This is a genomic window from Aquamicrobium sp. LC103, assembly GCF_001014615.2.
GTDB lineage: Bacteria > Pseudomonadota > Alphaproteobacteria > Rhizobiales > Rhizobiaceae > LBCQ02.
This window is the reverse complement of sequence record NZ_LBCQ02000006.1, coordinates 196,035-209,698: the sequence shown is the minus strand read 5'-3', so window position 1 is coordinate 209,698 and position 13,664 is coordinate 196,035. Positions and strand designations below refer to the sequence as shown.

The following is a 13,664-nucleotide window of genomic DNA, read 5'->3' as shown; positions in this document are numbered from 1 at the left end:
GGTGCGGGCCTTTCTGGTGTTCTGCCGGTCGTCCATAGACCGGGGTTACTGAAGAGGCACACCTTCCTTGCCGGCAGTGCGGACAGGGTTTCCCATCCAAGCCAAGGCAGACAAAGCGGATCAAGGCCAGGTGCGGCCATGATCCATAACCGCGCGAAGCGTCTTCATGGTTCCGGTATTTCCACCGGCTGGTTCCGTGACTGCGTGAGCGCCTTTGTCCAACCGCGACGTCCAGGCACACAGCCTCCGTCGCAGCTTGATGATGCGCAACCGCAAGGAAGCGCAGGATGGAGCACGCCGATGGCCACGCAGCGCATAATCGATTTCCTCGCCACCCGACGTCCGACCGGCCCCTGCCTCGTCGTCGATCTCGACGTGGTGCGCGACAACTATCACGCCTTCGAGAAGGCCCTGCCGGAATCCAGGATCTACTACGCGGTGAAGGCCAATCCCGCGCCCGAGATCCTGCGCCTGCTTGCCGGTCTCGGCTCGTCCTTCGATACCGCTTCGGTCGCCGAGATCGAGATGGCGATGGATGCCGGTGCGCCGGCCGAGCGCATCTCCTACGGCAACACGATCAAGAAGGAGCGCGACATCGCGCGCGCCTACGAACTCGGTATCCGGCTCTTCGCGGTGGACTGCGTCGAAGAGGTGGAGAAGGTCGCGCGCGTGGCGCCCGGCAGCCGCGTCTTCTGCCGCGTCCTCACCGACGGCGAGGGCGCGGAATGGCCGCTGTCGCGCAAGTTCGGCTGCGTTCCTGCCATGGCGGTGGACGTGCTGCGTCACGCCAGCCGCCTCGGCCTCGACGCCTATGGCGTCTCCTTCCATGTCGGCTCGCAGCAGACCGACCTTACCGCCTGGGACAAGGCGCTCGGCGACGCCAAGGCCGTGTTCGCGAGACTGGCGGAGGAAGGCATCACCTTGCGGATGGTCAATATGGGCGGCGGTTTTCCGACCCGCTACCTGAAGGACGTGCCGTCCGCGCAGGCCTACGGCCAGGCGATTTTCGAGGCGCTGAGCAGGCATTTCGGCAACCGCCTTCCGGAGACGATCATCGAGCCCGGTCGCGGCATGGTCGGCAATGCCGGCGTCATCAAGTCCGAGGTCGTGCTGATCTCCAAGAAGGCCGACAACGACAATGTGCGCTGGGTCTATCTCGACATCGGCAAGTTCGGCGGCCTTGCCGAGACGATGGACGAGGCGATCCGCTACCCGATCGTGACGGAACGCGACGGCGACGAGAAGTCTCCCTGCGTGCTTGCCGGCCCGACCTGCGATTCGGCCGACGTGCTCTACGAGAAGACGCCCTATCCGCTGCCTCTGTCGCTGACCATCGGCGACGAGGTGCTGATCGAAGGCACCGGCGCCTACACGACGACCTATTCGGCCGTCGCCTTCAACGGGTTCGAGCCTCTCCGATCCTACGTGATCTGAACGGCTCCGGCCGTTCGGATCGCCCTGTCGCCGGCCTCGCCGGCGGCGGGCTCGCCTGTGGAACAGCCTCCGCTCGTGAAGGATCACGCCGATGCAAGTCCTCGATAACGTTTCCCCCTCATCCGGTGCTTCGCGCCGCCTTCTCCCGGGCGGGGAGAAGATGCCGGCCGCGATGGCTGCGCCCTCCTTTCCCCACGGGGGAGAGGGTGGCTCGCGCGTGCCGGGTGAGGGGGCTGCCAATGCCAATCCAGCATTCACCGTCGTTGCCGAAATCTCCACGGACGTTCTGGCGCGCGAGGCGCTGCTCGACCGCGTCATGGGGCCGATGCGCAAGCGCAAGTCGTCGGAGAAGCTGCGCCGCGGCCGCGTTCCTTCCGAAGGGCTGGCCTTCGTCGCGAAGGATGCGGGCGGAAACCTTGTGGGCACGGTCAGGCTGTGGGACGTGCGGCTGGGCGACAACGGGCCCAACACACTTCTGCTCGGACCGCTTGCCGTCGACCCCGCGCTGAAATCGGCCGGCATCGGCTCCGCGCTGATGCGTCATGCCGTCAACGAGGCGCGGCGGCTCGGCCATGGCGCGATCCTGCTCGTCGGCGACGCGCCTTACTATGCGCGGTTCGGCTTCTCGGCGGAGAAGACGGCGGCGCTGGCGATGCCCGGCCCCTACGAGCGGGAGCGTTTCCTGGCGCTCGAACTGTCGCAAGGCGCTCTCAGCGGCGCTTCGGGCGTGCTCGCGCCGACCGGCAGAAAAGCAAAGCCCGCGCGTTCGGCGCGGGCTGCCTGAAGATCGTCCTCGCGTCGGTGACTTCCTAGAGCACCTGGCTGAGCTGCATGGCGACGGACATGTCGCCATCGACCTTCAGCTTGCCCTGCATGAAGGCGGCGGTCGGATCGAGCTCGCCGGCCACGAGCGATTCGAAATCGTCCTTGGAAAGCGTGATGGTGCAGTCGGCGCCGCGGTCCTCGGTGGTCACTTCGCTCCCGTCGATCACGATCACCCCGTCGCCGCCGAGGTCGAACTTGACCGACTTGTCGAAATCGCTGTCGGCGACGCGCTGGCGAATCTTGGCTGCGATATCGTCAAGGCTCATGAGGAAACTCCTTCTAGGCGCGCCGCATCGCGGCTGTTGGAAGATCGGCGAAACTTAACAGCCGATTGACGTTTACGTCAATGTGATTCAGGGCAGCCGGCCGGTATGGAAGCGACCTTGGATCACTGCGCCGGCGCTTCGGCGGGCGAGGGGATGCTCGCCTCGCGGACCGTGTTCGGGCTGACATCCTTCTTGGGCAGGAAATCCATCTGCTCGACCAGCACGTCGCGGATCAGCGGCTCGCCGATACGCTCGTTCACCGCATTGCGGATGCCGTCGCGAAAGGCGTTCAGATCGACATCGTCGCGCTTCGTGAAATCGATCTGCGGATTGGCGAAGAGGTAGGAATAGACTTCGTCCGTCAGAAGGGCTTCGGCCGGCAGCTTGAGCTGGTTGAGCCGCTTCGCCTCCGCCGTGTAGACCAGCCGCGCCAGGAAATAGCCGAAGACCTTGCCGTCGCTGAAGAGCGGCACCGAGATCACGCCGCTCTTCACATAGTCGAGACCCTGGAACGCGTTCGGTTCCGCCGCCGTGTCCTCCGGGCTTTGCCTCGACTGGAAAGAGTAGAGCACGGCACCGGTCGTGGCGATGCTTATCCAGATTGCTGCGACGACGAGCTTGAGCATCAGGCGCCGTTCGCCCCGCCGAATTCGCGTTCCGTATAGGTCCCGTCGGCTTCCGAGCGCTGGATGGCGTCGCGGAGCATGGTGGCCACTTCGTTGACGGCGTTGAGATGGGCGAGGATCGCCTGCTCGTTGGCCGCCAGCTTCTCGCGAAGTCGGATGATGCCTTCGCGATGCTCGCCGATGATCTGCACGCCGTTAAGGCCCGAGATCGCCTTGTTGAGCTCGTACAGATAGCGGCTTTTGCGCGCGTTGGACGCCTTTATGTCGAAATGCGCGTCGGTCCTGATGGAGGCGGTCTCTACCTCGACCGCCTCTTCGATGCGTTCCAATATCGATGAAAGGCTCATGAGCGCCGCCCCGCTCGTTGCCAGGTCGACTTGCTGCATTGAGGCTGCATCGTTTGCCATATGGAATGTCTCATCTTGCTCTTACGTTGTTCATCCACGCGGGCCATTTGCAGGCGCGGCCATGTCCTCGTTCAGGCTTCGCGCCATCTCGCGCTGGATTTCCTGGACACGCGCCGCGGAAAGCATCTTCTGTTTGTCGATTTCGGGCTTGGCCGGGTCGTGGGAGACGCCCTGCAGCGGCACCTTGACCTCGCCGTTCTTGTAGTGGTCGCGCAGGACACGGTCGGCGATGCCGATGCCGCCGCGCTTCGCCATCGTCTCGCCGAGCTGCTCGGCGAGCATCGATTGCCACATCTCCCCCGAAAGGCCCTGCCCGTAGACCGAGCTCGTGTCCGCGGGCAGCATGGATTTGAGGAAGGTCTGGAGGACGAGCGCTTCGAATTTCTGGAAGCTGTCGGCCTTGCCGCTTTTCCGCGAAACCGGTTCACGTGTCGCTTCCGCCGTTGCCACCTGAAATGGCGTTTCGGCGCCGCTCGCTCCGGCCATCGCCTTCAGCCGGCTTTGCGCGGCCTCCACGGAGGCAGGCTCCGCCGCGCGGACCACGTCGAGGATGATGTCGCCGGGTGGAGAGATAGCCAAGGAATAAACCTCCCATCTTTTACAGGATTCGGGGCCGAATATGCCCGGCTAAGCTTGTGGCAGGCTTACTTGCGGCCGGTGAGCTTGCGTTCGAGGGCTTCGATCTGCTCGCGTTCCGCGGATTCCCTCTCGTCCAGGCGCGATGCTTCGCGATAGGCGTTCTCCACCATTGTGGTGCGGGCCCTGGCCGTGGCGACGCGCCCGCTTTCCTCCTTCGCCTTCACCGTATGGGCTTCCTTGCGTCCGATCGCCGAGCCGATGCGCCGGTTGTAGATATCGGGAAAGAGGCCGGGCAGCGGCGAGGCGGCGTTGAGCGAATCGAGCAATGCCCTGGCCTCGTCGTCGGCCGCGGCCGCCTGGGCGATGTGCGTTGCGCGCCTGGTCTCGTGCAGCGCCTTGATCTGCTTTTGCAGCTTCACCAGTCGTTTCAGCCTGTCCGTGCGTGCCGACATGTCAGCGTCCGATCGTCGTTGGAATGAAGCCGTCCATGGCGAGGCTGAGGAAGGTGGTTATGCCGAAATAAAGGAGCGTCAGTCCGCCCGCGATGACGAAGGGCAGGGAGATGAAATAGACCGGGATCTGCGGCGTGAGCTTGTTGACGAAGCCGGTCGCCAGGTTGACCAGGATGGCGTAGGCGACGAAGGGGCTGCCGAGCCGCATCATGATGTAGAAGGATTCGCGCAACGTGTCGGTGACGTCGACCAGCGAGCCGCGCGGGTCGAACAGGGCCTCGATCGGTATCGCCTGATAGGAGGAGACGAGGGCGCGCACGATCTGGTGGTGGAAATCCAGCACGAAGAGCAGCAGCAGCGCCGAGAACGAGATGATCGCGCCGAGAGCGGATTGCGGCTCGTTATCCTCGATCGACGATCCCAGCATGCCGCCATAGCCGATGTTCATCGCGATCACCGAGCCGATGAATTCCAGGGCGAGCATGTAGAGGCGCGCCACCAATCCCATCAGGCCGCCGACGAGCAGCTCGGAGGCGACCAGCAGCAGCAGATTGTCCGGGCGCCGGTCCGTGAACGGCAGGATCGCGTCCCAGAGATGGGCGAGAAGCGCCCAGGTGGCGGCGATCGCCACGAACAGGCGGACCTGGAGCGGCACGCGGGCGCTGGAGAGCCCCGGCATGATCATGAAGCACGCGCCGATGCGGCAGAAGGCCAGGAACGCGGCCGTCGCGATCGCTTCGAGCGGGAGGCTTTCGAGCATGATCTCAGGAAATCGAGCCGAGAACCCGGACCTCGACGCCGCGCGCGATCTCCACATGCGACAACACCGGCAGGGTAGGGAACAGCCGTTCCACGATCATGCGGACATAGGGTCGCGCGTCGGGCGCCGTGACCAGGACGAAGCGCTCGCCGGCGTCGAGATGCTCGCGGACCGCCTTGCCGGCATCCTGGCCGAATTCCTCGAGCTGGCGCGGGTCGATGTCGAATTCGCGTATTTCTCCCTTGTTGTCGCGCTTCAGCGCCTGGTGGAAGGCGAGATCCCAGCGATTGCCGAGCCGGAGCACCTTCAGCATGCCGCTCTCGGAGAGATCGCCGCAGATCTGCTGCGCCATGCGGATGCGTACATGCTCGACGATCTGCTCGGTGCGTCGGACATGCGGCGCGATTTCGGCGATCGCCTCGATGATGAGATGCAGGTTGCGGATCGAGACGCGCTCTGCGAGCAGCAGCTTGAGCACCGCCTGGAAGCCCGGGTAGGAGATATGCGAGGTGCAGATCTCGTCGATCAGCTTGCGGTATTCGGGGTCCTGCCGCTCGATCAGCGCCTTCATGTCCTTGTAGGAGAGAAGCTGCGGCAGGTTGTTGCGGATCACCTCGCTCAGATGGGTGAGCAGAACCGACATGTTGTCTGCGAAGGTAAGGCGTTCGCGCTTCAGATCTTCCGCGAAGGTTTCCGAGACGGAATAGGCGCGCATGCCGAATGCGGGCTCGCGCACTTCCTCGCCAGGCATCTCGGGCAGCTTGCCGTTGCCGAGCAGGACCATCAGCTCGCCGACGCGCATCTGGTATTCCGCGACCACCGTGCCGTGCACCTTGATCTGGTAGCTCTTCGGCGGGATCGAATAATCGTCCGTCAGACGCACCTCGGGAACGACGAAGCCGTACTGGCTGGCGAACTTCTTGCGCATCTTGTTCATGCGGAACGACAGTTCCTGATGCGAGGTCAGCAGCCTCGTCGAGAGCTGCTTGCCGATCAGAAGCTCGATTTCGGCGGTCTTGAGGGAGGACTTGACCGACTGTTTCTCCTCTTCCTCCTTCGCGAGCGCCGTCTGCTTCTCTGCCTCCTGAACGACGGCCTCCGCGCGCTTGCGCTGGAGCGGGATGACGTAGGCTACGGTCGCCATGGCGGCCGCGAGCAGAAGGAAGGGGAAGAGCGGCAGGCCGGGCATCAGGCCCAGCAGCAGCAGCAGCAGGGCGGCCACGGAGAGCGCGCGCGGATAGGCGCCGAGCTGGCCGAACACGGCCTGGTCGGTCGACCCGCGGGTTCCGCCTTTCGAGACGAGCAGGCCGGCGGCGAGCGAGACGATGAGCGCGGGGATCTGCGTCACGAGGCCGTCGCCGACCGACAGCTTGACGAACACGTCCGCCGCCTCGCCCATACCCATGCCGTGGCGCGTGTAGCCGATGGCGATGCCGCCGATGATGTTGATCGCCGTGATGATCAGGCCGGCGATGGCGTCGCCGCGGACGAATTTCGAAGCACCGTCCATCGAGCCGAAGAAGGAGCTTTCCTCCTCCAATTCGCGGCGGCGAAGCTGGGCCTGCTTCTCGTCGATGATGCCGGCGGAGAGGTCGGCGTCGATCGACATCTGCTTGCCGGGAATGGCGTCGAGCGTGAACCTCGCCCCGACCTCGGCGATGCGCGTCGCGCCCTTGGTGATGACGATGAAGTTCACCACGATCAGGATCAGAAAGACGATGAGGCCGATGACGAAGTCGCCGGCCATGACCAGCCTGGAGAAGCCGCCGATCACGTAGCCGGCGGCGTCCGTTCCCTCGTTTCCGTGTGAAAGGATGACACGCGTGGTGGCGATGTTGAGCGCCAGGCGAAGCATGGTGACGATCAGGAGGATCGTCGGAAAGGAGGTGAAGTCCAGCGGCCGCTGGATCCACAGCGCCACCATGAGGATCAGGACGGACACGGCGATCGAGAACGCCAGACCCATGTCGATGAGGAAGGCCGGTATCGGCAGGAACAGGATCGAAAGGATCGTGATGATGCCGATCGCGAATGCCACGTCCCTGCCGTAGCGGCGGGGGTCGGTGACGGGGGCGGCGGTGTCGATTATTGCCATGCTTGGGACTGACCGTCTCTATGCTGTGACGCGCCGCTAGGACGCCTTTGCGGAGAGACTAGCCGCCCAAGCTTGCGCGAGGGTGAGATGACGGCGATCAGAAGCCGTTTTCGATGCGCTGGAACATCACCGTGGTGAAGGCGTTTATCTGCGCCCCGACGAAGGGGGCGGAGAAGGCGACGGTCAGCAGGATCGCGACGATCTTCGGCACGAATGTCAGCGTGATTTCCTGCACCTGCGTGAGTGCCTGGAAGAAGGCGATGCCGACGCCGACGAGCATCGCCACCGCCACCGCGGGGCCGGCGGCGGTCAGCACGGTCCAGATGGCGAACTGCACGATGTCGAGCGCGTCGGCCTCGTTCATGGAATCAGCGGATGATGACGCCGGCCCAGACCGGCAGCTGCTCGCCGTTGTCGAGGATCGCCATGATGCCGTCGCTGAACAGTCGAACGCTCTCGACCTTGCCCTTGATCTTGCCGTCGGCGGATTCGATCTCGCGTCCGATCAGGTCGCCGGCCTGCGAGAAGGTCGAGGCCTGCAGGATCTGCTCGAGCCTGTTGTTCATCTGCACCGACTGCTCGACCTGCGAGAAGGTCGCGAGCTGGGCGACGTAGTCGGTCGATTCCATCGGGCTGGTGGGATCCTGGTTTTTCATCTGCGCGACGAGCAGCCGCAGGAAGGACTGATAGTCCACCGTCTGTGCGGCGTTGGTCGTATTCGTCGTGCCGGTGTTGGTGGTGCTTATGGGAGGGACGTTCATCTTGATTACTCCGCTGCGGCCACGTGCAATGGCATGGAATTGGGCGCCTCGCCCCTTTCGAGAATTTCTGCCTCGAGCTTGTAAAGCGACCGGATAGCCTTCAGCGCCTCGTAGATATGGCCTTCGCCGACGAGACGGTCGATGTGCTTGAGCGAGGAAAGGATCTGGTCGTCGGAAAAGCAGTCCAGCAGCATCGGCAGCGAGCTGCGGAACATCGCGCGCGCGCTGTCGGCGCCTTCCGGATTGATCAGCATGATCTGGACGATGAAGTAGAGCTGCTTCAGCGGGGTGACTGCGTCTTCCGCCTGGAGCACATGGCCCTCCAGGAGGAACTGCACGTCGTTGAGAAATTCCAGCGAGACCTTGCGGTCCGTCTTGATGACCGCGCCGTTGACGTAGATCTTCTCGTTCGCCTTCAGCGTTATCTTCAGTCTGGGCTTCATTGAATGCCGTCGCGGATGATCTGGGACACCTCGATCAGACCGTCGAAATTCTCGGATCGTCCCTGGCGTACTTCCTCGCCCTCGCGCAGCAGCCACAGGCCGATCGAGATCAGGTTGGCGCGCAGTTCCTTCGGAAGCTCGTTTTCCGGGCTGCCGAGATCCTCGACGAAGGCCGACCAGACACGGTTGAGGAAATGGATGGCCTGGGCGGCCTCGATCGACTGCGGCCCCTTTTCCCGCGCCGCTGTCAAAAGATTGATCGAGCGGTCAAGCAACTGCCGTTCGCGGTCCTTGGCTTCCGCGACGGAATCGTCCTGAACTTCGGCATAGGAGAATTGGTACATCGGATTTCCGTTTTCGCTCGATGGCCGCCCGCCGCAACCCTAGGAGAGGTAGCGGACCAGGCTGAGTTGCTGGATTCTTGAGGTAAGTGCGTAGGATATCTCGATCTGCGCGAGCAGGCCGGAAACCCTCGTCGATGCTTCGTAGGGGTCGACCCCTTCGAGGTCATTGATGTTCTTCGTCAAAAGATCCTTCTGCATCGACATGCGCTCGCTGGCATTCGTCAGGCGCTGCTCGGTGATGCCGGTGTAGGATTGCTGGTTGGCAAGATCGACGATGGCCTCGCCCACGAGCGCGGCCGCCTTCTCCAGGATCACGTCCGCCGCCTCGCCGCCGATCGCGCCGTCCGCGAAGAGGTTCGTCACCATCGCGGAGGCCATGGCCAGCTTGCGCACGCCGGGAATGTTGGCCGAGACGGAAGTCTGTGCCGTTTCGGAGAGCGTGATCCTGCTCGTGATCGTCTGGTCGGTGGCGTTCGACCAACCGGTCGCGGGGTCGTTCCATGCGGCGCCGAGGAACAACGGCTCGAGATCGGTCTCGATGAAATCGGCCATGTCCTCGGCGGAAATGTTCGCCGCGTCGGGATGGTCCTGCGCGAAGCCGAACCTTGCGACGAATGCCGCGTCGAAGGCCTGCCGGTTCGGCGAGTTCTCGTCGAGGAAATCGTTGACCGGCTTAACGTCGGTGTTGATGCCGGCGAAGATGTATTCGCCGTTCAGATTCGTGTTCAGGTCCGCCGTCATCTTGTCGAGCGTGGCCTGCGCCTGTGCCTGAACGATCGAAAGATCCGACGTGCCGGACATCGCGGTCGTCAGTGCCGACAGCAATTCCTGCGATGCCTTGGTCATTTCCTGCAGGGTGAGCTGCGTCGAGGAAAGGCGTGATTTGGCGAGCTGGTTGGAATCCACCAGCCCCTTGAGGCGATCTATCTCGCGCGACATGGAAAGCGACTGGCCGGCGCGCGCGCCGATGGCCACGCCGACGTCGGCGTGGCGCCAGGTCGTGTTTTCCTGCTGTGCCTTGGCGAGGTCGGCCTGCATGCGCAGCATCTGGTAGCGCATCGCCTGCGAGACGGCCTGGGTGGAAACGTAGGAAATCTTCATGACAATTATCTCGTAGCGTCGAGCAATACGGCCAGCATGTTGTCGATGGTCTGGAGCAGGCGGGCCGAGGCGGCATAGGAGTGCTCCAGCTCCAGCAGCAGCGCCATTTCCTCGTCCTCGTTGACGTTGGTGACATTGGAAAGCGCGGTGCTCGTCTTCATCAGCAGCGCGCTCTTTGCCTCCGCTCCGCTGGCGGCTGCCTTGCGGTTCGCCTCCAGCCAGCTCACCGAGTCCGCGGTGTAGCCCATAAGGCTCATGCTGGCGGTCGCGCCGGCGGCGGTCTGGAAGGTCCGTGGCGCTTCGAGGGCTTCGAGATAGCCGATCAACAGATCGTTGAAGCTTGCATTGCCGTCCGGATTGGCGTTGGCGAGAATGCCGTCGCGCAGGAGTTCCGGGTTGCCGCCGGCATTGTGATCGATGGCCGCGTTGACCGAGATCCTGCCGGCGAAGCCGGGATCGGTGATGTTTCCGGTGAAGGTGAGAAGCCCGGGGATCGCATCGTTGAGCGCGCGCGCGGTCTCGTCGAGCTGCAACTGCATGCCGACCGCGGTCTGGTCGCGAAGCTGCATCATCGCAGCCAGCGAACCTCCGGCGGTGGTGTTGCCGCCTGCACCGGCGGTGAGCGGCACGCCGTCGATGCGGATATTGTTGCCGGTCGAGCCCGCCCCATAGGCGGGCGTCGGTTCGAAGGTCACGGCGCGCGGCGAGGTCTCGAACAGGGTTGCGCCGTCGCTCGTCACGATCACGACGTCGTTGTCGCCGCGCGTGATCGTTGAAATCGGTACAAGCTCGGAAATCTTCTTCAGGAGCGCGTCGCGCCGGTCGAGCGCGTCGAGGACGTCACGGCCCGCGCGCGTGCCTGCGGTGATTTCGTCGTTGGCTGTCTTGAAATCGGCCAGCAGCCCGTTCAGCTCGTCAACTCCGGCCGCGATCTGCCGGTCCATGTCCGTGCGGAACGACTGGATCGACGATGTGCCGTTGTTGAGATTGCGCACGAGAGTGCGCGCGATCTCCACGGCGTTCTCGCCCAGCGTCCGGTTCGACGGATTGGCCGAATAGAGCTGCAGCGCGTTCTGGAACTCGCCGAGCGATTTGGCGGCGGAGGTGGAGTTGTCGACGCCGTTGACGGAGATCTGAAGGCGATCGAGGCCGGAGACGATGGTGTCCTGCGCCGTCCAGCCGGACAGCGCAGTCAGGTTCTGCTTAAACAGCGCATCGTTCATCGCCCGCTGGATCTGGACGATGCGGGCTCCCGGCGCGAGGCTCGAGAGGGTCGCGCTGCGACGGGCATAGTCAGGGTTGCCGACTTCCGAAAGGTTTCGCGAGACCACGCCCAACTGCCGCGAGGTGTTCAGAAGCGAGTTCTGCGCGATGCTTAGTGCTGTTGAAAGTGACATTGCCCCTCTATCAAATGCTCGTCGCCGTCAGATTACCTTTTCAGATTCACGAGTACGTCCATGAGATCCGAACCGGTCTGGAACACTTTCGAGTTCGCGGTGTAGTTGCGCTGCGACTCGATCATGTTGGTGAGTTCCTCGGCGATATCGACGTTGGAGTTTTCCAGCGCGCCGGAAGTGACGGCGCCGAAGCCGCCCTGGTTGGCAAAGCCGATCTGGACGTTGCCGGATTCAAGGCCCGCCGAGAAAACGTTGCCCGGCAGAACCCGCAACTGGTCGGGGCTCTGCACGGTCGCCAGCGGCAGCCTGTAGAGCGGCGAGGTCGCGCCGTTCTCGTATTCGGCATAGATGATGCCGTCCGCTCCGATCAGGACCTGCTTGATGGCGGCCGGCGCGTTGCCGTTCATGGTGGCCGGGCCGGGCGTGTAGTCCGTCGCGAGCTGGGTCATGGTGGAAAGGTCGAGATCGATCATCTGGCCGTTCAGGCCCGTCAGATCGATATTCATGTTGCCGCCGGACAGCAGCTTTCCATTGGTCGGATCGAAGGTGATTTCCCCGGTGCCGATCGCGGGGCCGGTATATGGAAAGGACGTTCCCGCGCTCGCGTCCGGCTGGTAGTAGGCGGTGACCTGCCATTCGTTTGCGGCGGTCTTGGCGAAATAGAGGTCGACCAGCACTTCCTCGCCGACATTGTTGTACGTGATCACCGACGATTTGACGACCGAACCCGCCTTGATGCCGGCTTCCAGCTCCTCGGGATTGATGTTGGGGTTCGTCGACAGGTCCGGTCCCGTCCATACCGGAGAACCGTAAGGAAGGTTGCCGGTGAACTTGCCGCTGGTCGTCGGCGTGGCCGTCAGCTCCTTGCCTGAAATCTGGACGGTCTCGAGACCCGCATAACCGTTGGCCACGGGGCTCGGGATGCCGTTCTCGTAATTGTAGCCCATCAGGTAGAAGCCCGCCGCGTTCACCAGCCGGCCCTGGCCGTCCGGCACGAAGGAGCCGGCGCGCGTCAGGAAGGGCTGGCCGCTCGCGTCCTGCACCACGAAGAAACCGTTGCCCTTGATGGCAAGGTCGGTCGCCGACGTGGTGTACTGGATGTTGCCGGCCTGGGAGATCGAGTAGCGGACCTGCGTGGCGACGCCGCCGGAGGTGTAGCTGCCGCCGGTGTTCGGAATGACCATCGAGGAGAACTCGACGCTTGCGCGCTTGTACCCCGTGGTTCCGGAATTCGCGATGTTGTCGGCAACGGTGGCCAGGCGGCTCGACTGCGCCGCCATGCCCGACACGCCGGTGCGCATCATTCCATACAAGCTCATTGAGACTTCTCCTCAGATTTCTGTCGGCTTCTCATGAGGATAGGCGTCTTGACTTGCGTGAAGCTGTATTCGTATCGCCGGCGCCGTTCGCAGTCATCGGAAGCTCCCGGGCATCGGCATCCTTGCAGGGTTCAGACGACGAGGCGGTAGCCGAGGAATCTCTTGGAATCGATTGGGTCGTAGCCAAGCTTCTGGCGCAGTTTCTTGCGCAGCTTGCTGATGTGGCTTTCGACGACGTTCTCCTCGACCTCCTCGTCGAAAATGCCGTAGATGGCATTGAAGACCTGGGTCTTCGTCACCCGTCGTCCGCAATTGCTCGCCAGATATTCCAGGATGCGGCGCTCGCGCCTCGGCAGGGGCAGCGGCTGGCCGTCGATCTCGGGATCGCGGCCGTCGACGAATATCCGCATCGCGCCTACCTGCGTGAAGCTGATCTCGTCATGGTTGCGGCGGCTGATCGCGGAGATGCGCGCCAGGATTTCGCGGATGTGGACCGGCTTGCGAACCACGTCGTCGACGCCTGCCTCGAACAGGCGCAAGGTGTTCTCGAGGGAAGGTTGATCGCTGAGCGCGATCACCGGCGCGGAAGTGCGGTCACGAATCTTGCGAGGCGAGACCATGTCCTGCGCGCATTCGCCGATCAGGAAGGCGCGTACCGCCTTCAGATCGGTTTCCGGAGCGCTTGATACCCACTCCTGGAATTCATTCGAGCCGAAGCCGGCGCTAGCCACGCCCTCGCGCTCAAAAAGTGAATGATAGCCATCCTTTACGAGCTCGCGCTCGTCCACGATCACAATCATCGGCCCGCCCTCCGAATCAGTTGTGCTATTTCCTGGAGCAAGGGGTAACCGGTGG

The 13,664-nt window shown here is 63.4% G+C and carries 17 protein-coding genes; 2 read left to right on the top strand and 15 right to left on the bottom strand.

The window, feature by feature from the left end; all coding sequences use genetic code 11:
* The first annotated feature begins 300 nt into the window (after nucleotides 1-300).
* Nucleotides 301-1,434, top strand: coding sequence for an ornithine/lysine decarboxylase (gene odc2 / locus XW59_RS13665; protein WP_047145879.1), 1,134 nt, complete (start codon nucleotides 301-303; stop codon nucleotides 1,432-1,434).
* A gap of 172 nt (nucleotides 1,435-1,606) precedes the next feature.
* Complete coding sequence (locus tag XW59_RS13660) at nucleotides 1,607-2,218, top strand: N-acetyltransferase (protein WP_082137604.1); 612 nt, start codon at nucleotides 1,607-1,609, stop codon at nucleotides 2,216-2,218.
* Between the two features lie 25 nt (nucleotides 2,219-2,243).
* On the opposite strand, the gene XW59_RS13655 is transcribed toward XW59_RS13660, so the two are convergent.
* The 15 genes from XW59_RS13655 to XW59_RS13585 all read right to left on the bottom strand — a co-directional run bounded on the left by XW59_RS13655 (nucleotide 2,244) and on the right by XW59_RS13585 (nucleotide 13,609).
* Nucleotides 2,244-2,525 (bottom strand): SCP2 sterol-binding domain-containing protein, encoded by a 282-nt coding sequence (locus tag XW59_RS13655; RefSeq protein ID WP_047145878.1) that lies wholly within the window; start codon nucleotides 2,523-2,525, stop codon nucleotides 2,244-2,246.
* A 122-nt stretch (nucleotides 2,526-2,647) separates the two neighbouring features.
* Nucleotides 2,648-3,151: a hypothetical protein gene (locus XW59_RS13650; RefSeq protein WP_047145877.1), complete on the bottom strand. Its 504-nt coding sequence runs from the start codon at nucleotides 3,149-3,151 to the stop codon at nucleotides 2,648-2,650.
* On the bottom strand, nucleotides 3,151-3,537 hold the full coding sequence (locus XW59_RS13645) for a hypothetical protein (protein ID WP_047145876.1): 387 nt from the start codon (nucleotides 3,535-3,537) through the stop codon (nucleotides 3,151-3,153). The genes XW59_RS13650 and XW59_RS13645 overlap by 1 nt, the downstream gene beginning before the upstream one ends.
* A gap of 51 nt (nucleotides 3,538-3,588) precedes the next feature.
* Nucleotides 3,589-4,137 (bottom strand): rod-binding protein, encoded by a 549-nt coding sequence (locus XW59_RS13640; RefSeq protein WP_047145875.1) that lies wholly within the window; start codon nucleotides 4,135-4,137, stop codon nucleotides 3,589-3,591.
* Between the two features lie 65 nt (nucleotides 4,138-4,202).
* Nucleotides 4,203-4,589: a hypothetical protein gene (locus tag XW59_RS13635; protein WP_047145874.1), complete on the bottom strand. Its 387-nt coding sequence runs from the start codon at nucleotides 4,587-4,589 to the stop codon at nucleotides 4,203-4,205.
* Between the two features lies 1 nt (nucleotide 4,590).
* Nucleotides 4,591-5,349, bottom strand: a complete 759-nt coding sequence (gene fliR, locus XW59_RS13630) for a flagellar biosynthetic protein FliR (protein WP_047145873.1) — start codon at nucleotides 5,347-5,349, stop codon at nucleotides 4,591-4,593.
* A 4-nt stretch (nucleotides 5,350-5,353) separates the two neighbouring features.
* Nucleotides 5,354-7,444 (bottom strand): flagellar biosynthesis protein FlhA, encoded by a 2,091-nt coding sequence (gene flhA / locus XW59_RS13625; protein ID WP_137327024.1) that lies wholly within the window; start codon nucleotides 7,442-7,444, stop codon nucleotides 5,354-5,356.
* A gap of 97 nt (nucleotides 7,445-7,541) precedes the next feature.
* On the bottom strand, nucleotides 7,542-7,808 hold the full coding sequence (fliQ, locus tag XW59_RS13620; RefSeq protein WP_047145871.1) for a flagellar biosynthesis protein FliQ: 267 nt from the start codon (nucleotides 7,806-7,808) through the stop codon (nucleotides 7,542-7,544).
* Nucleotides 7,809-7,812: 4 nt separating this feature from the next.
* Nucleotides 7,813-8,205: a flagellar hook assembly protein FlgD gene (gene flgD / locus XW59_RS13615; protein WP_047145870.1), complete on the bottom strand. Its 393-nt coding sequence runs from the start codon at nucleotides 8,203-8,205 to the stop codon at nucleotides 7,813-7,815.
* 5 nt (nucleotides 8,206-8,210) lie between these two features.
* On the bottom strand, nucleotides 8,211-8,648 hold the full coding sequence (flbT, locus tag XW59_RS13610) for a flagellar biosynthesis repressor FlbT (RefSeq protein WP_047145869.1): 438 nt from the start codon (nucleotides 8,646-8,648) through the stop codon (nucleotides 8,211-8,213).
* Entirely contained in the window at nucleotides 8,645-8,992 is a 348-nt protein-coding gene (gene flaF / locus XW59_RS13605; protein WP_047145868.1) for a flagellar biosynthesis regulator FlaF, read from the bottom strand. The genes flbT and flaF overlap by 4 nt, the downstream gene beginning before the upstream one ends.
* A 39-nt stretch (nucleotides 8,993-9,031) precedes the next feature.
* Nucleotides 9,032-10,093, bottom strand: coding sequence for a flagellar hook-associated family protein (locus XW59_RS13600; protein ID WP_136068233.1), 1,062 nt, complete (start codon nucleotides 10,091-10,093; stop codon nucleotides 9,032-9,034).
* Between the two features lie 5 nt (nucleotides 10,094-10,098).
* Nucleotides 10,099-11,490 (bottom strand): flagellar hook-associated protein FlgK, encoded by a 1,392-nt coding sequence (gene flgK, locus XW59_RS13595; RefSeq protein ID WP_047145867.1) that lies wholly within the window; start codon nucleotides 11,488-11,490, stop codon nucleotides 10,099-10,101.
* Nucleotides 11,491-11,522: 32 nt separating this feature from the next.
* A complete protein-coding gene (locus tag XW59_RS13590; protein ID WP_047145866.1) occupies nucleotides 11,523-12,809 on the bottom strand; it encodes a flagellar hook protein FlgE in 1,287 nt (428 codons plus the stop codon).
* A 131-nt stretch (nucleotides 12,810-12,940) separates the two neighbouring features.
* Entirely contained in the window at nucleotides 12,941-13,609 is a 669-nt protein-coding gene (locus XW59_RS13585) for a response regulator transcription factor (RefSeq protein WP_047145865.1), read from the bottom strand.
* Nucleotides 13,610-13,664: the final 55 nt, after the last annotated feature.